Genomic DNA, 20,074 nt, shown 5'->3' on the forward strand with positions numbered 1-20,074 from the left:
TTGGAGCTTTTTATGGATCTTTTCAGCAAATTTGACACCGACGGCGGCTATTTCGGCCCATTTCGGCTCCGCAAGGACAAATATTTCACGCGGCCCGTCCTCGATCCCCTGCCCGGTCCCCAAATGACCTTCGAGGGGAAACCCGTTATCCAGTGGTCCATCAACAACTACATGGGTCTCGCGGAAAACGAAGAGATCAAGGCCGCCGCCGTGGAGGCCGTCAAAACCTACGGCACAAGCGCCCCCATGGGATCACGCATGATGACCGGAAACACCGAACGCCACCAGGAACTCGAACGCCGCTTGGCCGACTTCAAGGGTAAGGAAGCGGCCATCGTGTTCAATTCGGGCTTCCTGGGCGTCACCGGAACCATTCAGGCCCTGGCCGACCCGGACGACATCGTCCTGATGGACAAAATGTCGCATGCCTCCATGATCGACGGCACGCTCCTCTCCCGAGGCCAATACCGGGTGTTCAAGCACAACGACATGGACAACCTGGAATATCATCTGAAGAGCATCAACAAGAACGGGCGCAAAGGCGGCGTCCTGATCATCACCGAAGGCGTCTTCGGGATGGAGGGCGACCTGGGCGATCTGCCGGCCGTCTGCGACCTCAAGGACAAGTACAACGCCCGCCTTTTCGTCGATGACGCCCACGGGTTCGGCGTCATGGGCGAGGGGGGACAGGGCACGGCTTTCCATTTCGGCGTCCAGGACCGGGTCGACGTTCTTTTCGGGACTTTTTCCAAGGCCTTCGCCGCAATCGGCGGCGTCACTGCGTCGAGCCGAAAGCTCGTGGACTGGATCCAGTTCAACGCCCGAACCCAGATCTTCACGAAAAGCCTGCCCATGGTTTACGTCGAGGTCATCATGAAGACCCTGGAACTCATCCGCGATGACCGCGAAGGACGGCGGCGGAAAATGTGGGAAAACGCCGCCAGGCTCAAGGATGGGTTGCGGGCGCTGGGCTACACCGTCGGGAACAGTCAGGCCCCCATCACTCCGGTTTACGTTCCGGCGGGCGATATCCCGACGGGGGAAAGCATCGTCCGGGGCCTGCGTGACCAGGGCATCTTCATCACCGGCCTCATCCACCCCGTCGTGCCCCGGGGCATCCTGCTGTTCCGGATGATTCCCACCGCGTCCCATACCGACGAACAGATTCAAGTCACGCTCGACGCCTTCAAAAAAGTGCGCGACGATCTCAAGCTCAAACTGGACCCGCCGGCGATCCTGAGGCGGAAGTCATGAAAGAAAAAGTCCTGATAACCGGCGCCTCCCGGGGGATAGGCCTGGCCGCGGCCCGCCTGCTTTCGAACCAGGGATACGAGGTTACGGGGACAAGCCGCCGCCCGGAGGCGCTCTCGCCCGTTCCGCCGGGCATCCGCTGGATCGCCCTCGATCTCAACCGGCCCGAATCCATCGAAGACTGTCTGCGGCAGGCCGGGCCGGTGGACATCCTGATCAACAACGCCGGAGAAAGCCGCCTCGCTCCGGCCGAATTCGATCCGACGGACAAGGTCCGGGAGCTGTTTCAGACCCACCTTTTCGGTCCCATGCGGCTCATCCAGGGCGTGCTGCCCGCCATGAGGGAAAACCGGCGGGGGTTCATCATGAACATCGGCTCGCTGGCCGGCGTTTTTCCCGTGCCCTTTCAATCGGCCTACAGCGCGGCCAAGGCGGCCCTGGCCGTCTACACCCAGTCCCTGAGAAACGAGGTCACAAAGCTCGGCGTGCGCGTTGTCCTGCTCAGCCCCAACGACATCCGGACCACCATCGAACCCGAGGTTGTCACGGGTCCGGCCGCCGACTATCACGACGCGCTGGGACGCATGCAGGAGGTGCGGGCCGCCCGGATGGCCAAGGCCGCCGATCCGGAAATCGCGGCCCGCCGGATTGCCGCCATACTCCGGAAAAAGCGGCCCGCGCCCGCCTATTCCGTGGGCGGAGGAGCCCCGCTCATGGTCTTCGCCCGGCGTCTTGTTCCCGACCGCCTGGCCGAACGCCTGGTCCGGGGAACCTACAAGATATGAATTAAGGAGATCCCGCATGGCCGTTGAAATTCAAGACGTGAGAACGTCCCGCGATCTCAAAGAATTCGTCCGTTTCCCCTATCGTCACTACCGGGGCAATCCCTATTGGGTGCCGCCTCTCATCCAGAGCGAAATGAGCACGCTCGACAGGAAAAAAAATCCCGCTTTCGAATACTGCGACGCGGCCTTCTGGCTGGCCCTGAAAGACGGGCGGGTCGCCGGGCGCATCGCCGGCATCGTCAACCGCAAATTCGTCGACATCTGGAAAACGCCCACGGCCGGATTCGGCTGGTTCGAAACCGTCGACGACCGGGAGGTTTCCGGCGCCCTTCTCGAAACGGCGGAAAACTGGGCGCGGGCGCGCGGCATGACGGCCGTCCAGGGCCCCATGGGGCTGACCAATTTCGACCACCAGGGTCTTCTGATCGAGGGCTTCGACGAGCTCCCGACCATCGCCTCGGCCTACAATTATCCTTATTATCTCTCCCACCTCGAAGACCGCGGCTACGAGAAGGTGAACGATTATCTGGAATTCGAGGTCAAGCCCCCGAAGGAGATCCCGGAGAAGGCCCAACGCATCGCCGACATCGTCATGAAGCGGAAGGGCATCCGCCTGATCAAGCCCGGCAGCAAAAAGGAACTTCTTCCCTATGCCAAGGACGTTTTCGGGATCATCAACCGGACCTACAGCCACCTTTTCGCCTATGTGCCCCTCAGCGACAGGCAGGTCGAATACTACACGAAAAAATATTTCTCCTTCCTGCAGCCGGAATACGTTTCGCTTCTGGCCGACACGGACGGCCGGATGGTCGGTTTTCAGATCACCATGCCGTCCCTGTCGCGGGCCATGCAGAAGGCCCGGGGCCGGCTCTATCCGTTCGGCTGGATCCACCTTCTGAAAGCGCTCAAGAAACCGAAAACGATCGATCTCTACCTGGTCGGCATCCTGCCCGAATACCAGAACCAGGGGCTGAACGCCGTCTTCATGGTCGATTTGAACCGGATCACTCTCGAAAACGGGATCGAGCTCGCCGAAACCAACAGCGAGCAGGAAGACAACAAAAAAGTCCAGGATTTCTGGAAGTATTACGAATCGCGCCAGCACAAAAGAAAACGGATCGTCAATAAATCGCTCTGACATGCCTCACGTTCCGGCGTCCGACCTTCTTCTCGATCTTCGAAACCGGGAGGGGGGCGACAAACTGACCGTCGGGGAGATCGCCGACGCGACGGGCGGCCGCATCCCGGGTCTCGTCTTTGTCGTTCTGGGTCTGCCGGAGACCATCCCCATGGTCGGGTTTTCCGCCATTTTGGCCGCGCCGATTTTTCTGGCCGCCCTGGGGCTGGCTCTCAGAGGACAGGCCGGCCCGCTGCCCCGGTGGCTCAGACGGAAAAAAATCAAGCGCGCCCTGTTCCGGCGGGCCGTCGACCGCGGTCTCCCCTGGATCCGGAGACTCGAACGGGTGGCCAAGCCCCGCTGGCCCGGCCCGGCGGCCGCCCACAGGCTGCACGGTCTGGTCGGCATGCTGCTGGCCATCGTCCTGGCCGTTCCCATTCCCGGCCTCAACATCGTCGCGGCCTTCGGCACGGTCGGCCTCGGCATCGGCATCATCCAGCGGGACGGAAAACTCATTGCCTGGGCCGTCGTCGCCGCAATTGTCGCATCGGTCGGAATGGCGGCCGTTCTAAGCGGCCTCTGGGCCATCCTCCGCAGCGGCTTCTCCGGATAGCGAGCGGCTGACATTTGACAGGGCTGTGGCCCGGGCTTATATTGATTCCGCCTGCCCGCGGTGAGGCTTTTAATGGACAGGGGGAATAAAGAGCTTTTTTCCGGGTTTCTCAAACCCCGGCCCTCGTTTGCAACAAGAATTCGCACATCCTTATCGTCGGCCCGCGGGGCGGCCCGGCCGTTTTCCTTCTACATCATTCTCTCGGGCCTCTTTCATCTCGGGGTTTTCTGGCTGTTCCTGTCCGCTGATCCGCTCAGGATCGTCTCCGGCGGCGGAACCGACGGGTTTTCGACGAATATCGATGCCTACCGGCGGGCCGCGGCCCTGATGGATGCGGAAACGCCCGGAGAAACCCGGCTCGCCGAGCTCGGCGACGAAGACATCCTGGCCCTTTTGTCCGGCCTGCCCGCCCTCGATCCGCGGTTCACGAAAAAAGAACGCACCGAGATCCTTCTCAATTTCCTTGCCGGCCTCTCCGATGAAGATCTGCTTTCGCTTTTGTCCGGCGAGCCCGGCCCGGCCTCAGACGGTGCCGGGATCAGGCCTCCGGTCGGGCGGATCCGAACCCGTGTCGTCGATTCGGGACCTTTCTCTTCAGGAGGTCCGGCGCTCTACCGAGTCGATCCCTCGATTTCGAGGCGACTGGCCATGTTGAGATATCAGGAAAAATTCGAACGGGCCGCTACGGAAGTCCGGGGAGGTTACGTCCGGGTCGACGGCGGCTCGGGGATCCGCGATATTCCCTCCGACTATTTTTTCCGGGATTGTCCCTACGAAGAAATGGCGGCCGTCGGCGCCGGCCTGTTCGCCTTTGTCTCGGGATTCCCGGATATCCAGGCGCCCGGCATCGATCCCCGGACGGAAACTTCGGATGAACGGCAACCCGTGTCCCGCGGCGGCGGATCCTTCCGCGTCATCCTCGTCGACGCCGCATCCTGGAGCCAGAAATCCGGCCCCGACTCCGCCCTGAAGACTCTCGAACCGCTCGCACTCTCGGCGGAAGAACGCATGGCCGTTTTGGACGACCTCATGGCTTTGCCCGAGGAGAAACAGTTCGTGAAATTCGTCACGGAATATTTGGACCGCTACGATCCCGACCAGGAAGACCTGGCCCATCTGGCCCGGGAATTCATGACCTGGAACCAGAGCGCGGTCTTCATCGTGGCTTCCCGTTTTTCCGCGGCCTTCGATTTTGTCGAAAAGCTCTATTTCAACAAACGGGTCCAGGGCTATCTGGAGACCTACGCAAGAAAAAACCGGACGACCCGAACGGGCCGGGAGATCCTCTCCGTTCTCGCCGGACTTCTGGATTTCGAAAAAAGAACGCTCGGCTATCTTTTCGACGCCTATGAAACGGCGGTCGCCGTCCTGGACGGAAAGGAACGGCGGACCGAGGTTCTCAATCCGAGAGCCAAAGCCCTCGTTATCGTGAAGACCCTGGATGCCGTGATGGAAGCCATGGTGCGGTCGGGAATCCGGTCCCAGGGCGAACTCCTGGATCTCTACGAAAGCCGGGAAATCGAGCTGCTGCGGAGTCTCGCCGATTCGGGAGGAGAGACGCGGGACGGCGCCCTTTTCTCCCTGGGCTGCCTTCACTGGACCAACAGGAGATTCGAGAGCGCCGTCGAAGCCTGGAATGCCGTCAAGCCCTCCTACAGCCGCGGATCGTTTGTGGACATGATGGAACTTATCGAAAAGGGGGACTATGCCCGCATCGCTCCGGGGATCGACGAGATGATCGCCCGGTCGTTCGGATCCTCCAGCCAAAAGCATCTCGAGAGAATGGTCCGCTTCAAAAAATGGAGCCGCCGGTATCAATCCCCGGCCGGTTTCTGAGCCGAACCGAGCCGCTTGACTTCCCGCCTGAAATATCATATTTTTAATATCTTATCATGAGGATTTATTCGAAGCCTCAATCTATCTTTCCGGGGAGGAAAACCCAGCCATGACAAAATTCGGCCGTATTCTGTCCGTAACCCTCGCTTTCGCCGTCTGTCTGGCCCTGATCGGGGGCATCGCCATGTCCCAATCGGCGGCCCGCGGCGCGAAAAAAACCGAAAACACCGACGCGGCTCTCCGCCTGAAATGGTTTGACAATCACGTCGCCCTCAAGTCCCAGACGCCGTTCGGAGGGCTCACCTGGCGGTTCATCGGGCCGGACATCATCAGCGGCCGATGCACCGACGTCGAGGCCGTTCCGGGCAACCGCAACCTCATCTATGTCGCCTCGGCTACGGGAGGCTTCTGGAAAACGACGAACGGCGGGACGACCTGGGAACCTCTGACCGACGGTCTGCCGACGCCGTCCATGGGTGACCTGGCGATTTCGCCGAAGGATCCGAACGTCGTCTGGCTGGGAACCGGTGAGGCCAACATCTTCCGGGCTTCGGTCGCCGGCACCGGCATTTATAAAACGACCGACGGCGGAAAAACCTGGACCCACTTGGGTCTCGAAGGGACGGGCACGATCGCCCGCATCGTCGTCCACCCGGTCGACACCGATATCGTTTACGTCGCCGCTTCGGGAAATGAATGGACCTACAACCCGGACCGCGGCGTCTACAAGACGACGGACGGAGGCAAGACCTGGCAGAAGATTCTCTACAAGGATGAGAAGACCGGGGCCATCGACCTGGTCATGGATCCCATCGACCACGACACCGTCTACGCCTCGACCTGGAACCGGATCCGCCGCCGCTGGAGCGATCCCGTCCCCGAGGACGGCGACCATCTCTACAAGACAACGGACGGCGGCAAGACCTGGAAGACCCTGACCAACGGGCTTCCCGACACGAAGCTCACCGGGCGCATCGGCATCGACATCGCCCGCAGCAATCCCAACGTCCTCTACGCCTTCGTCGACAACCACCACCTGGGCCGCATGCCCAAGGAAGGCGAACGCGACGCCTACGGGCGACTGAAAACCGGACCGTCGGTGATCGGAGCCGAGGTTTACCGGAGCGACGACAAGGGCGAGATCTGGCGCAAGGTCAGCCCGGACGACAACATGATGGAGCGGTTCAGCGGCACCTACGGCTGGGTGTTCGGCCAGATCCGGGTCGACCCGACGGACGAAAACACCGTCTATATCATGGGCCTTCCCCTGGCCAAGTCGACGGACGGCGGGAAATCGTTCGAGATCCTCTATTTCGAAGGGCTCCACGGCGACCACCACGGCCTGTGGATCGACCCGACCGATCCCGACTATCTTCTCAACGTCAACGACGGCGGCATCAACGCCTCCTTCGACGGCGGAGAAACCTGGCGGGCCTTCCACAAGGAACTCCCGCTCATCCAGTTCTACAACGTCTCCCTGGACATGGAAAGCCCTTTCAACGTCTACGGCTCGGTGCAGGACCACGGCACCTATAAAGGCAATGTCGATCACTTGAAACCCCGCCAGCGCGGACGGCGCGGTCCGGTGACCCGCTGGGAAAGCTCGCCCGGCGGCGAGGGCACGCTGATCGCCATCGACCCGGTCGACCCCAAAGTCGTCTATTCCTCGACCTTCTACGGCCGCCTTCAACGCTCGGAGTTTCGCGACGGATACTGGCAGAGCCAGGACATTCAGCCCCGGGCCGAAGAGGGTGAACCGCCGCTTCGCGGCCAATGGCTGGCGCCGACCATTCTCTCTCCTCACAATCCCCATGTCGTCTACCACGGCTTCCAGTACCTGTTCCGGTCGATGAACCGCGGCGAAACCTGGGAACGGATCAGCCCCGACCTGACCTATAACGACCCCGCGAAACAGGGCAATCTCCCCTATGCCATCCCCTATGCCAGCCTGACGGCCGTCTCCGAATCGCCCTTCGCCTTCGGTGTGATCTATGCCGGGACCGACGACGGCCGGGTCTGGGTGACCCGGACGAGCGGCGCGAACTGGACCGAAATCACGGCCGGACTGCCCTATAACAAGCACGTTTCGAGAATCGTGGCGTCCGCATACGACCCGGCCACGGTCTACATCACGCTCAACGGCCGGCGCGACGACGACTTCGCCGCCTACATCTTCAAATCCGCCGATTACGGCAAGACCTGGAAGAGCATTCAGAACAACCTGCCCGGCGCGCCGGTCAACGTCATCCGGGAAGATCCCATGGCCGGCAACGTCCTGTACGCGGGAACGGAACTCGGACCCTTCGTCAGCACGGACGGCGGGACGTCCTGGAACTATCTCGGATCCGGGCTGCCCAAGGCGCCGCTCGTCTGGGACCTCAAGGTTCACCCCCGGGACAACGCCGTCGTCATCGCCACTTACGGCCGCGGCATCTGGGTGATCGACGACATCTCGGCCGTCAGAAGCCACGGGCGCTGAGCCGGGACGGCGGGCCGGCGACGCCGCCGGGCGCGGTCGGCCCGCCGCAATCGGCCGTCTTGACGGCCGGGGGAAAGCTGTCAATCCGCGAAAAAAAGGAAGAGTTTTTCCAGGTCCAGGGGTTCCGGAGTGAACCCGTCTCTCCCCGTTCCGTCGCGGGAGAGGTAGTCGTCCCAGGCCGATTTTCTGAGAATGATGTCGACGGCCTCTCCCCTGTCTCTCGAAAGGAAGATCGAACCCGGGGGGAAAGCGGCGACGGCCCGGCCGGCCTTGGCGCGGACAAAAACATGGCCCTCGCGGAACCGTCTGAAATCCGCCTGAAAAACCGTCCTCCCTCTGCGCAATATGATGACGGCATCGCAGATTTTCTCCATTTCCGAGAGAATGTGCGAACTCAGAAAGACCGACGCGCCTTCTTTCCTTAGGGTTATTAAGATCTCGCGAAGACGGACGACCGATACCGGATCCAGTCCGGAGAAGGGCTCGTCGGCCACGAGAAGATCGGGGGAAAAAACCAGGCTCTGGAGATAGGCGAATTTTTTCCGGTTCCCCGTCGAATAGGTCATGACCCGTCTTTTCAGGAGTCCGGGATCGAACGCGAGGCGGCCGCACAGGGACTCGGCGGCGGCAAGAAGCCGCCGATCGGAAAGGCCGTGGCGCCGGGCGGTCAATTCGAGAAGGTCCCAGCCTCGGGCCCAGGAAAAGACGACGGGCGCATCCGGGACATAGCCGATCCGTCCGGCCCGGCAGGAAAAGCTCCCGGCCTGCGGCCGGAGGAAGCCGAGAAGCATGCGGAGGGTCGTCGTCTTGCCGGCCCCGTTTTCGCCCAGCAGGGCCGTGATGCCGCCCGCCCGGACCTCGAGGTCGGCCGATGTGACCGCCGCGACACGGCCGAAACGCCGAGCCAGACCCCGGGCTTCGAGGATCATGTCTTCTCTCATTTCGTCATCTCCGCCCGGGAAGACGCGATCCGGACCAGAATCCAGGCCGCTGCGGACAGGGCTGCGACGAAGGGGATATAGGGTGCCAGGTTATTTCGAACCAGGACGTTCGGAAAAACGGCCAGAAACGCCAGAAACTTGAGGAGCGACCCGGCATCGGGGAAAACGCCGTCATGGAACATCGAGAAAAATTCGACATGCCGCCCAAGTGACATGAGCAGGACGATGCCGGTTGCCGCCTGGAGAAGAAGCACGGACAGGACGTTCGATCCGGACTTGAGAAAAAATCCCAGAAAACCGCCCCATCCCGCGAAATAGGCGCCGGCCGCAAGCCCGCCGGCGACCTGGAGAGGCGACCAGGGAAAGGGATGGCCGGAGATCATTCCGGCCGCCGCGCAGAGAACATGAAGAAGAAAAACGTAGGCCAGCCCGATTCCGAAAACCGTAAGGAATCGAACCCACAACACGCTCCGGAACACGCCGCCGATGAGCAGGGTGTTTTCGAGAGCGCCGCTTTCGATGTCGCTTTTCATCATGTCGCGCGAGAGAAACAGAAACACATAGGGAAAAAGGAGAAGCAGAAAGCCGGACGCCGTCCCGAAGGAATCGAAATGCCAAAGTATTCCGAAAAGAAGGGGCGGAAAGGCAAAGACTGCGCCGTTCGTCCGGCTGGAAAAAACCGTTTTCGCGGCCAGGACGGACCCTAGCGCGAAGCGATGGTTTTCAGGCACTGTTTCGCCGCCTCGCGTCTTTCGAAAAACGACCGGTAGGGATCATCCCGGTAAACGACGCGCCCGTCCACGAGAACGATCTTGAAAGGATCCATGAGTACGTTGTAACGCCGGAAAATCCTGCGCCGGGGGTCGGCGACCACGGGAAGCCGGGACCCGAATTTACCCAGAAAATCGTGCAGGGCCTCTCCGCCGGCCGCCGCGATGCCGGCTACGGGGATGTCGAGATCGTTTTTCGCGCAAAAATAGCTCATCTCGAAAAGATCGTCCCAGCAGACGGCGCATTCGATGGAAAAGAAAACCAGAAGCACGGGACCCGAAGAAGGCAGAATCGATTCGAGGTCGGAAAAAATGCGATCGTTTTCCGGAAAAACAGGCGGCGCCTCCGCCCCGCAAACAAGCCCCACCGCAAGGCCCACCATGACCGTTGAAGAAATCGCCGAAGCCATGGTTCTCATAACCCCTCGAATCGATAGATCCTCAGGATCCGATCGGCGTCCACGGCGTAGATGCGGTTCCCGTCGACGGAAATGCGAACGACAGGGCCGGGAAGCTCGATGACGGCCTCCAACGGCCCGCCCGGAACGAAAACATACACTTCGAAGCCCGGCCCGAGATCCCCTTCTTCCGTTCGGTCGGGAGAAAGGACGAAAAGCCGGCCGTCTGAAAAAGCCGCATGCCAGCAGAACCCGGTCAGCTTTCGCTTTCCTCCGGACAGGGGAAGCGTGAGCCCTTTCAGGGGAAATCCACGGGGCGGGACCGGCGAGGCGATCAGTTTCCCGTCATGGTCAAACCGCCGCAAAGGGGCCTGTTCCGATTTGAAAACGGCCAGAAATTCTCCGGGACCGCCGGGCAGGATCAGGAACCTGTTGACCATGGTGTCGAAGAGCGAGTCGCCCGTGAGAGCGGGTTCGAGACATTCCCAGAGTTTTTCGCCCGTCGGAGAGAAACCGTAGATCATGTTTTCCTTTCCCCCGCGAAAAGACGGTAAATAAGAAACCGCGATGACATCCCGGCTCAGGGCGGCCACATCGGACGGGCGGAAAGGCAGCTTGAGGCTCGAAAGGTAATCTCCGTCCCGCGACAGGATCTGGATTCTCGCGTTTCCCGAATCGGCGATATAGAGGTTGCCCTCGAGAATGGAAAGGCCCGACGGGGTGTTGAACTCTCCGGGGCCCTGTCCCCGGCGGCCGTAGGTTTTCAAAAAACGCCCGTTTTTTTCGTAGACGCGGACGGCATGATCGCTGCGGTCGAGAACATAGACGAACTCGCGATCATGGAGAATTCCCGCCGTCAGGCTCAGCTCGGCCTCACGGCTTGTGAGCAGCTCGGGATGAATGTCGCGGGCCCTGATCCGCCGGACGTCCGAAGGAAACGCCGACACGACAATCAACACCATCATAGCCGCAACTCCCACGGCCCGCGTCCAGGTTCTTTTTCCGGCCATTCCATTCATCTCCTTTCGTGGGAATGGGGGGCTCCCCCGGCGCGGGAGAGCCCCCCGGTTTTCAGACCTTGAAAATGCAGACACCCAGGGCGACGTCGCATGCCGACAGGTACAGCATGACCATGTACCAGGGCGCCTCCATATTCATGGCGTTTTGACGGCAGATCTCGTGATCCCTGAAGCAGTGGTCGACGTCGTGCGCTCCAAGGGACGGCGGAGAGAAAACCGCCAGGGAGAGGGCCAGAATTCCGGCCGTTGCCAAAGCGATGGTCTTTTTCATTATGACCTCCTTTCGCTTTGACATCATGCACGCGGCATGCCAACTGGAAATCAGCCCTTGGATTCGTCATCTTATTATTTATCAACTTTTTATAAAAATTCCGGAAAGCACATCCGGAATTCCGCGGCACATCCCACGGCACAAGTCGAGCCGCCGGAAGTCCGGCCTCCATATAATCGACGCGTTTCACCCCCCATTTGTGTCACAATCTGTGCCGTCCGCGGCACATTTATTTTCGTCAGAGCATCGGAATCTTGACCCCCCGCTCCTTTGCGCAGGTCCGGGCCTCCTCATAACCGGCGTCGGCATGGCGGGCGACGCCCAGTCCGGGATCGACGGTCAGGACGCGCTCCAGCCGCCGTGCCGTCATGTCCGTTCCGTCGGCGACAATGACCATGCCCGCATGCAGGGACAACCCGATGCCCACGCCGCCGCCGTGATGGACCGAAACCCAGGAGGCGCCGCAGACGGCGTTCAGAAGTGCGTTCAGAATGGGCCAGTCGGCGACCGCGTCCGAGCCGTCCAACATGCCCTCCGTCTCGCGGTTGGGCGAGGCCACCGAACCGGTGTCGAGATGGTCGCGCCCGATGACGATCGGGGCGCTGATCGTCCCCTTCTTCACCAGACGGTTGATGATGTCCCCGAAACGGGCCCGCTCGCCGTAGCCAAGCCAGCAGATCCGGGCCGGGAGTCCCTGGAATTGGATCTTTTCCCGGGCCTTTCGGATCCAGCGGGCCAGAGCTTCGTCTTCGGGAAACTCCTTGAGCACCGCCTCGTCCGTGGCGTAGATGTCCTTCGGATCGCCTGAAAGAGCGGCCCAGCGGAACGGTCCCTTACCAAGGCAAAAGAGCGGGCGGATGTATTCCGGCACGAAGCCGGGGATGGTGAAGGCGTCGGCCACGCCCGCCTTGAGGGCCTGACCGCGGATGTTGTTGCCGTAATCGAAAGTCCTGGCGCCCGCAGCCTGGAGGGCCAGCATGGCCTGCACGTGAGCGGCCATGGACTCCATGGAGCGGCGGATATAGTCGTCCGGCGCCGCCTTCCTCATTTCCAGGGCATCCTCGTAGGGGATACCGGCCGGAACATAGCCGTGGAGTTCGTCGTGGGCCGAGGTCTGGTCCGTCAGGATATCGGGGACGACGCCGCGCCGGACCATTTCGGGCAGAACTTCGGCGGCATTCCCCAGCAGGGCGATGGACAGGGGCTCCCCTTTCTTAACGGCCTCGGCGGCCAGTTTCAGGGCTTCGTCCAGACTTTCGACCGAGGTGTCGACATAGCGCGTTTCGAGACGTCGGCGGATCCGGTCCCGATCGACCTCGACGACGACGGCCACGCCGTCGTTCATGGTGACGGCCAGGGGCTGGGCCCCGCCCATGCCGCCCAATCCGGCGGACACGACAAGACGGCCCTTGAGAGTCCCGCCGAAATATTTGTCGGCCGCGGCGGCCAGGGTTTCGTAAGTTCCCTGAAGAATGCCCTGCGTTCCTATATAGATCCAGCTTCCGGCCGTCATCTGGCCGTACATCATCAATCCCTTGGCTTCGAGACGCCTGAACTCGTCCCAGGTCGCCCAATGGGGAACGAGATTGGCATTGGCGATCAGAACCCGCGGCGCTTCCGGATGCGTTTTGAAAACGGCCACGGGTTTTCCCGATTGAACGATGAGGGTTTCGTCGTTTTCGAGCTCTTCCAGACTTTTCACGATGGCCCGATAGGCGTCCCAGTTCCGGGCCGCCTTGCCTGTTCCACCGTAGACGATGAGGTCCTGCGGCTTTTCGGCCACGTCGGGGTCGAGATTGTTCATGAGCATCCGCAGGGCCCCTTCCTGGGACCAGCCCTTGGTTCGAAGCTGCGTGCCGCGCGGCGCCCGGATATCCTGATGTTCCTTCATGTCGTCCCTCCTGTATCCGGCGATTTCAGCCGGAATCTTACCACAACGCCGAATCCGATGACAAAATTCCGGGATTAACGGAGGCGGGCCAGGGCCGTGCGGGCCAGGCCGCCGAGATCGAGGCCGATTTCGACCGGTGACCAGCGCTTCCCGAAAAGGGCCGAAACGGCGTCCTTTTGTCCGGCTCCGAACTCGAACACGAGATGGCCGCCCCGCTTGAGATAACGGGGCGCCTGACGGACGAGACGGCGGATGAAATCCAGGCCTTCCGGTCCGGCCAGGAGAGCCCGGCGCGGCTCATGGTCGCGGACGTCGGGCGGAAGGGAGGCCCACTCGCCGGTTGCAACATAAGGGGGGTTGGAGACGATGATATCGAACTCCGCCCTGAACGACCGGAAGGCGGAAAAGACGTTGCTGTGATGAAAACGGATGCGGCCGAGACCGAGGTGAATGACATTCATCCGGGCCGTCTTCAAAGCCCGGAGGGAAATATCCGCGGCGTGGATTTCCGCCGAGGGGATTTCCCGGGCCAGGGCCGCGGCCAGAGCCCCGCTTCCCGTCCCCAGATCCAGGATCTTTTCGCCGGGGCGGCGGGGCAGGGACAGAACGCTTTCGACGAGGTGTTCGGTCTCGGGCCGCGGAATCAGAACCGACGGCGAAACAAAAAAAGGCATGGACCAGAACTCCTTGACGCCGGTGACATAGGCCAGAGGAATTCCGGAGGCGCGTTTGGCGATGAAGCGCCGGCAGCGGTCGGCGGTCCGCCGGGGGATCATCCGCAACGGCGGCTCCAGAAGGATTTTCTCGGCGGGCCAGCCGGCCGCCCGGGCCAGAATCACCCGGGCTTCGAGACCCGCGCAGGACGAGACATCCGCCAGACGCTCCGCTCCTTCGCGGAGCAGGGTCTCCAGCGTCTCAGGACCGCCTGGTGGCGGCCCCGCCTCCGGGTTTGTCCAGTCCGGCCGCGGCACGGGACTGGAAGTGGAGGGCGAGTTTTTCGAGGATGTCATTGAGCTCCCCGTCGAGAAACGCTTCGAGATTATGAAAATTTTCGTTGATCCTGTGGTCCGTGATCCGGGATTGAGGGAAGTTGTAGGTGCGGATCTTTTCGCTCCTCTCCCCCGTCCCGACCTGTGATCGGCGGTCTCTGGCGACCTGATCGTGCCGTTCGCTTTCGGCGATGTCGAGCAGCCGGGACCGGAGAACGCGCAGGGCCTTCTCCTTGTTCTTGTGCTGCGATTTTTCGTCCTGGCAGGAGACGACCATGCCCGTCGGTTTGTGCGTGACGCGGATGGCCGTGTAATTGCGGTTGACGCTCTGGCCGCCCGGACCCGAGGCGCCGAAGGCCTCGATCTTCAAGTCCTTGGGGTCGATCCGGATGTCGACCTCCTCGGCCTCGGGCAGCACGGCGACCGTGGCCGTCGAGGTGTGAATGCGCCCCTGGGCTTCGGTCCGCGGGACGCGCTGAACGCGGTGGACGCCGCTTTCATGTTTCATGATCCCGTAGACATCCCGGCCCCGGATGTTGACGACGGCTTCCTTGATTCCGCCGGCCGGCGAGATGCTGTTGTCCAACACTTCGAACACCCACTTCCTGCGGTCGGCGAAACGCGAATACATCCTCAGAAGGTCCTGGGCGAAAAGCGAGGCTTCGTCGCCGCCCGCACCGGCCCGAATCTCGAGAATGGCGTTTTTGTGGTCGTTGGGATCTTTCGGAAGGAGGTGATTCCGGAGCTCGGATTCCAGGGCGGCTTCCCGGTCTTCGAGAACCTTGATCTCGTCCCGGGCCAGCCCCCGCAGATCGGGGTCGGCGCCGGCATCGGCCAGGATGGCGTGGGTGTCGGCGATTTCACGCCGGACTTTCTCGAATTTTTCGTAAGTCCGGATGACGGGCTCGAGTTCGGCCCGTTCGCGGGAGATCTCGCGGATTTTCTGAGGCTGGGCGAGAAGCGCCGGGTCGGACAGAGACAGCGTCAGGCTGCGAAACTTCTCCTCAAGTGCCTTGAGCTCCGCAAGCATGGAGGTTATGTCTTCGGCATGCCATATTTTTTCCTGAATTTTTCGACGCGGCCGGCGCTGTCGACGAACTTCTGTTTGCCCGTAAAAAACGGATGGCACTGCGAACAGATTTCGACCCGGATTTCCTTTTTCGTCGATCCGGTCTTGAAGGTGTTCCCGCAGGCGCAGGTCACCAGACACTCGGCATAACTCGGATGAATATCGCTCTTCATGAGATCATCTCCTCATCGGACGGCGTATTATATCAAATTTCGATCGGACGGCAAAGCGCGGGAATGCGGTCGAGCCGGCTTTCCAGGGCCGCCTCGTCCACGGTGAAGACGGACTCTCTTTCGACGGCCTTGACCCGGTCCCGGTAGGCCCGGGAATCGAAATAAGCCTTGAACGGACGCCGGAGCGCATAGACCTGCTCCTCGGCGGCCCATTCGTAAACCGATCCGTCCCGGCGCCGCAGGCAGTTCAGATGGACGATCCAGGCCAGTTGTTTGAGGGAAATTTTCCGGAACCGGCGACGGATGGCCGCGATTTCCCCTTCCTTGACCGGATTGTAAAACCGGAAAAAGCGGGAAAACAGAACGGCGTTATGAAAGTAGGCCGGGTAGGCCAGGATACCGTCCTTGTCGGTCACTTTGCCGAGATAGGCGAAGACCTCGACGACTTTTCGGCCCATGCCCAGGCCGGGATGCTGCTGGCCCGGAAGCGGCGCTTTGCGCTCGCAGAAAGACAGGCGCGGATTTTGAAGGGTGAGCCATTCGAGGGCCAGGCATTTCTGCGGTAGAAGCGCCGGCGCGCCGGGAAGCGGTTGGGGAAGGTATTCCATCTCGCGGATCTTCAGGTCGACAATCAGGTTTTCGGGAACCGCGGCGCGGTGATAGATTTGAAATCTCTGCAGAGGATGCTCCGAGGCATCCAACCGGAATTCGAGCGGGATGAGATCCCGGGTCTTGGCTTCCCTGAAAAAATTTCGCTTGCCCAGGACGGCCTGAACCTCTTTCAGGGAAAACCGTCCGAGAAAGAGCAGGCTCCCCCGCCCCGACGTCCGGTCGGTCAGGATGTCCTTTTCCTCGAAAAGGGGAGATTCCTCCCATAAGGGCATCACTTTGTTGTCCGTTTTTTTCACGTCTTTATCCGCCTCTCAGATCTGTCGGTGGTTGTCCCCTCCAGGCTTTCCCGAAACTTCGAAACAATTTTTGGGAAGAGATATCTTAATCGATTTTTCGGTAAAAATCCAGAACGTCGTCGCCGATGCGGGAGGTGCGGGCGAGGGCGAACTCCTTGATTTCCGGTGCGATCTTGAAATGGCGCCTCAGCACGATCAGTCCGGACGGGGCCAGGATGCCTCTTTTGAAGATGACCTTGAGAGGGTTTCTCTTCTCGAGGAGCCGGTAAGGAGGATCGAGAAAAACGATGTCGAAACAGGCGCCACGCCGGGCCAGTTCGATGACCGCCCTGTTGAACTCGCGATCGACAACAACGGCCAGATCCTCCGCGTCGCAGCGGGCCAGGTTGTCCTTGATGATCTTCACGGCGGCGGGATATTCTTCAATGAAAACGGCCGTTTCCGCGCCCCGGCTCAGAGCCTCGATTCCGACGGATCCCGTCCCGGCGAAACCGTCCAGAAAGGTGCTTCCTTTGATGCTCTCGGCCAGAATGCTGAAAATCGCCCCCTTGAGTTTGTCCGGCATGGGCCGGACCCGGCTGTCGGGGACTCTTTTCAAACGGCGGCCCTTGTAGCGCCCGCTGATGACACGGATCATACCGACCGCCCTTGTTCATGATTCTTCATCATTCCCATCGTCTTCCACGTTTTCCCCATCAATAATGCAGGGTCAGGGCGCCCTTGCCGATCGTGATTCTTTTGATGCCGTAGGGTATTCCGTACCAGTCGTTGAGACCGCCCGCCGATCCCCGGTCCCCCGAAACGCCCTGAGCGAGGGCGGAGATCATGTCGAGCAGGGCCGGCTGAATCGGCTGGCCGTTGAGAAACAATCTGTCGATATGAAATCGGGCCCGGCCTTCGGACGATTCGAGGCGGCCCTCGAAGACAAACGGGAGAGGAGCCTGCAGGAAGGCGGGGACATGCTTCCCCTTAAGAAGAAGTACGGCTTTCCCCTCTACTTTGTCGCCGGGACGGAGCTTGAGGACGAGTTCCTGAAGCGGGTCGTCTCCGGCAGCCAGTTGGTAGGCGATGAAGGCATTCACGCACGGCTCGTCCACGACGGCCGTCCGAGCCCGGCTTCCGGCTTTTTTTCCGGCGCCGTCTATGGACTCCAGGAGACGAATGACCTTCAGGGCCCGCTCGCGGACATCCGCGGGGAGATCTTGCGGAAAGAGTCCGGATGCGATCAGAGCAAGGCCCAGAATCACCGCCGGCACGATTTTCATACCTTAAAAGATATCAGAATTCCCGCAAACTGGAAAGGATTACCCTTCCTTGACAGGTTTGCGGGGCGTACACTATACTGGCTTTACTATGACCCAGCTCCAAAAAGCCCGCAAAGGCGCCCTCACCCAGCAGATGAAACAGGTCGCCCGCGACGAAAAAATGCCCGTTCAAACCCTTGTGGAAGGCATCGCTTCGGGAAAAATCGTCATCCCCTTCAATCCCGCCCATGCGCCGAAGCGTCCGGCCGGCATCGGGACCGGGCTCAGGACCAAGGTCAACGTCAACCTCGGGACATCGCGCGACTTTCCCGACGTCCGCGACGAGATCCGGAAAACGGACATCAGCATCGCCTACGGGACGGATGCCCTGATGGACCTCAGCACGGGCGGCGACCTCCGGAAGATCCGCCGGCGCATCCTGGCCCGCTCGACGGTTCCCCTGGGGACCGTGCCCATTTACCAGGCCGCCGTGGCCGCAATCGAAAGGCGGGGTTCGATCGTCTCCATGACCGATGACGATCTTTTCGAAACCATTGAGGCTCAGGCCGAGGAAGGCGTGGACTTCATGACCGTCCACTGCGGACTGACCATCCGGGCCGTCGAAAGACTCAGGGCCCAGGGCCGCACGGCCGACATCGTCTCCCGCGGCGGCTCTTTTCACCTGGCCCTCATGCTTCACACCGGCCTGGAAAACCCCTTCTACGCCGGATTCGACCGTCTTCTTTCGATCGCCCGGCGCCACGACGTCACGCTTAGCCTGGGCGACGGACTGCGGCCCGGCTGTATCGCCGACGCCACGGACCGGGCGCAGATCGAGGAACTTCTGACGCTCGGCGAACTGGTCCGCAGGTCGCGCGAGGCCGGCGTTCAGGTCATGGTCGAGGGACCCGGGCATGTCCCGCTCGACCAGGTCGTCATGAACATGAAGCTCCAGAAACGTGTCTGCGAGGAGGCTCCCTTCTACGTTCTCGGCCCTCTGGTCACGGATATCGCCCCCGGCTACGACCACATCGTGTCGGCCATCGGCGGCGCCCTGGCCGCCGCGGCGGGCGCCGATTTCCTCTGCTACGTCACACCGGCAGAACATCTCGGCCTTCCCACACCCGATGACGTCCGGGACGGTCTCATCGCCTCGCGGATCGCCGCCCACGCCGCCGACATCGTCAAGGGCGTTCCCGGCGCCCGCGAAAGGGACCTCGCCCTGTCCAAGGCCCGCAAAGCCCTGGACTGGGAGGCCCAGGAGAAACTCGTCATCGACCCGGAGAAATTCCGGAGCATCCGAAGGAAACGCAAGTCCAGGACAAAGGCCTGTTCCATGTGCGGGGATTTCTGCGCCATGCGCATCGTCACCGACTTCCTGAATCCCCGGGGAAAGGCCGATGGCGCCTGTTCGTGACGCGCTCCTTTTCGGAACGGCCGGCGTCCCCCATACCGCCGCCGACACCTCGACTCTATCCGCGCTTGACAGAATCAAGGCACTCGGCCTGGACTGCCTCGAGATCGAGTTCGTCAAGGGCGTCAAGATGGGCGGGGATACGGCGGCCCGCATCAAGGAGAAGGCCGAAGCCCTCGGCCTGGCTCTGAGCGCCCACGCCCCCTACTACATCAACCTCAATTCCGAAGATGCGGGAAAACGCCTCTCCAGCCAGGAAAGGATCCTGACCACGGTCCGAACGGCCGCCCTCTGCGGCGCCCGGAGCGTCGTCTTTCATGCCGGCTTTTACGGCCGGGAGACTCCCGATCGGGCCTTCGCCGAAATCCGGAGAGAGCTCGAGGCCGTCCTGTCCATCGTCCGCACCGAACGCCTGCCCGTCACACTCCGCATCGAGACCATGGGCAAGAAATCCCAGTTCGGTTCCCTGGAGGAAGTCCTGTTCCTCTGCCGGGAGCTTGAGGGTCTCGAACCCTGCCTCGACTTCTGCCACATCTATGCCCGGGAGGGCAAGGTCAACAGCTATCCGGAGTTTCACAGGGTTCTCCGCAAGGTCGAAAAAAAGCTCGGGCGGGCCGCCCTCCGGAACGTCCACATTCATATCGCCGGGGTGGAATTCAACGCCTCGGGGGAAATCCGGCATCTCGACCTCGTCGACTCCGGGTTCCGCTACGACGAATGGATCCAGGCGCTCCGGGATTTCGGCACGGCCGGGATGGTCATCTGCGAAAGCCCCAATCTGGAGACCGACGCGCTGATGCTCAAAAAACTCCACGCGGCTCAGGAAATCAAGGGATCCGTCGGGCCGGACCGCAAACCCGGCACCGCCGCCTTCGGCCGCGGGCGTTAACGGCCCTGGGGGGCAAC

At 61.5% G+C, this 20,074-nt stretch carries 20 protein-coding genes; 8 read left to right on the plus strand and 12 right to left on the minus strand.

All coding sequences use genetic code 11. The annotated features are described in order from the left end of the window. The first annotated feature begins 12 nt into the window (after positions 1 to 12). From SCM96_10980 to SCM96_11005, 6 genes are all read left to right on the plus strand, one after another. Entirely contained in the window at positions 13 to 1,254 is a 1,242-nt protein-coding gene (locus SCM96_10980; GenBank protein ID MDW7761146.1) for a pyridoxal phosphate-dependent aminotransferase family protein, read from the plus strand. Continuing rightward, a complete protein-coding gene (locus SCM96_10985; GenBank protein ID MDW7761147.1) occupies positions 1,251 to 2,036 on the plus strand; it encodes an SDR family NAD(P)-dependent oxidoreductase in 786 nt (261 codons plus the stop codon). The genes SCM96_10980 and SCM96_10985 overlap by 4 nt, the downstream gene beginning before the upstream one ends. A gap of 16 nt (positions 2,037 to 2,052) precedes the next feature. Beyond that, positions 2,053 to 3,174 (plus strand): hypothetical protein, encoded by a 1,122-nt coding sequence (locus SCM96_10990; GenBank protein ID MDW7761148.1) that lies wholly within the window; start codon positions 2,053 to 2,055, stop codon positions 3,172 to 3,174. A gap of 1 nt (position 3,175) precedes the next feature. Continuing rightward, a complete protein-coding gene (locus SCM96_10995; protein MDW7761149.1) occupies positions 3,176 to 3,766 on the plus strand; it encodes an exopolysaccharide biosynthesis protein in 591 nt (196 codons plus the stop codon). Positions 3,767 to 3,838: 72 nt separating this feature from the next. Further along, positions 3,839 to 5,602, plus strand: a complete 1,764-nt coding sequence (locus SCM96_11000) for a hypothetical protein (protein MDW7761150.1) — start codon at positions 3,839 to 3,841, stop codon at positions 5,600 to 5,602. Positions 5,603 to 5,711: 109 nt separating this feature from the next. Next, complete coding sequence (locus SCM96_11005) at positions 5,712 to 8,081, plus strand: hypothetical protein (GenBank protein MDW7761151.1); 2,370 nt, start codon at positions 5,712 to 5,714, stop codon at positions 8,079 to 8,081. Between the two features lie 80 nt (positions 8,082 to 8,161). Here SCM96_11005 and SCM96_11010 read toward each other — a convergent pair whose 3' ends face one another. From SCM96_11010 to SCM96_11065, 12 genes are all read right to left on the minus strand, one after another. After that, positions 8,162 to 9,022: an ABC transporter ATP-binding protein gene (locus SCM96_11010; protein MDW7761152.1), complete on the minus strand. Its 861-nt coding sequence runs from the start codon at positions 9,020 to 9,022 to the stop codon at positions 8,162 to 8,164. Further along, positions 9,019 to 9,753, minus strand: coding sequence for a hypothetical protein (locus SCM96_11015; GenBank protein ID MDW7761153.1), 735 nt, complete (start codon positions 9,751 to 9,753; stop codon positions 9,019 to 9,021). Before SCM96_11015 ends, SCM96_11010 begins: the two co-directional genes overlap by 4 nt. Next, entirely contained in the window at positions 9,726 to 10,211 is a 486-nt protein-coding gene (locus tag SCM96_11020) for a redoxin domain-containing protein (GenBank protein MDW7761154.1), read from the minus strand. The genes SCM96_11015 and SCM96_11020 overlap by 28 nt, the downstream gene beginning before the upstream one ends. Beyond that, positions 10,208 to 11,200, minus strand: a complete 993-nt coding sequence (locus tag SCM96_11025) for a 6-bladed beta-propeller (protein ID MDW7761155.1) — start codon at positions 11,198 to 11,200, stop codon at positions 10,208 to 10,210. Before SCM96_11025 ends, SCM96_11020 begins: the two co-directional genes overlap by 4 nt. Positions 11,201 to 11,261: 61 nt before the next feature. Beyond that, complete coding sequence (locus SCM96_11030) at positions 11,262 to 11,480, minus strand: hypothetical protein (protein MDW7761156.1); 219 nt, start codon at positions 11,478 to 11,480, stop codon at positions 11,262 to 11,264. A 238-nt stretch (positions 11,481 to 11,718) separates the two neighbouring features. Continuing rightward, positions 11,719 to 13,371, minus strand: coding sequence for a urocanate hydratase (gene hutU / locus SCM96_11035; GenBank protein MDW7761157.1), 1,653 nt, complete (start codon positions 13,369 to 13,371; stop codon positions 11,719 to 11,721). 74 nt (positions 13,372 to 13,445) lie between these two features. After that, positions 13,446 to 14,381 (minus strand): peptide chain release factor N(5)-glutamine methyltransferase, encoded by a 936-nt coding sequence (gene prmC / locus SCM96_11040; GenBank protein ID MDW7761158.1) that lies wholly within the window; start codon positions 14,379 to 14,381, stop codon positions 13,446 to 13,448. Beyond that, positions 14,287 to 15,390: a peptide chain release factor 1 gene (gene prfA, locus SCM96_11045; protein MDW7761159.1), complete on the minus strand. Its 1,104-nt coding sequence runs from the start codon at positions 15,388 to 15,390 to the stop codon at positions 14,287 to 14,289. The genes prmC and prfA overlap by 95 nt, the downstream gene beginning before the upstream one ends. Positions 15,391 to 15,395: 5 nt before the next feature. Beyond that, positions 15,396 to 15,602, minus strand: coding sequence for a 50S ribosomal protein L31 (gene rpmE, locus SCM96_11050; GenBank protein MDW7761160.1), 207 nt, complete (start codon positions 15,600 to 15,602; stop codon positions 15,396 to 15,398). A 32-nt stretch (positions 15,603 to 15,634) separates the two neighbouring features. Further along, the gene (locus SCM96_11055; protein ID MDW7761161.1) at positions 15,635 to 16,510 is read right to left on the minus strand and encodes a hypothetical protein; all 876 of its coding nucleotides are present in this window, start codon (positions 16,508 to 16,510) and stop codon (positions 15,635 to 15,637) included. An 85-nt stretch (positions 16,511 to 16,595) separates the two neighbouring features. Next, positions 16,596 to 17,147: a 16S rRNA (guanine(966)-N(2))-methyltransferase RsmD gene (gene rsmD / locus SCM96_11060; protein ID MDW7761162.1), complete on the minus strand. Its 552-nt coding sequence runs from the start codon at positions 17,145 to 17,147 to the stop codon at positions 16,596 to 16,598. A gap of 58 nt (positions 17,148 to 17,205) precedes the next feature. Further along, the gene (locus SCM96_11065) at positions 17,206 to 17,775 is read right to left on the minus strand and encodes a hypothetical protein (protein ID MDW7761163.1); all 570 of its coding nucleotides are present in this window, start codon (positions 17,773 to 17,775) and stop codon (positions 17,206 to 17,208) included. 88 nt (positions 17,776 to 17,863) lie between these two features. On the opposite strand from SCM96_11065, the gene thiC reads away from it, so the two are divergent. Then, the gene (gene thiC / locus SCM96_11070; protein ID MDW7761164.1) at positions 17,864 to 19,171 is read left to right on the plus strand and encodes a phosphomethylpyrimidine synthase ThiC; all 1,308 of its coding nucleotides are present in this window, start codon (positions 17,864 to 17,866) and stop codon (positions 19,169 to 19,171) included. Continuing rightward, positions 19,155 to 20,057, plus strand: a complete 903-nt coding sequence (locus SCM96_11075; protein ID MDW7761165.1) for a TIM barrel protein — start codon at positions 19,155 to 19,157, stop codon at positions 20,055 to 20,057. Before thiC ends, SCM96_11075 begins: the two co-directional genes overlap by 17 nt. The last annotated feature ends 17 nt before the right edge of the window (positions 20,058 to 20,074 follow it).

The sequence above is a fragment of the Acidobacteriota bacterium genome (assembly GCA_033549365.1).
Classification (GTDB): domain Bacteria; phylum Acidobacteriota; class Aminicenantia; order Aminicenantales; family Saccharicenantaceae; genus JAWSUF01.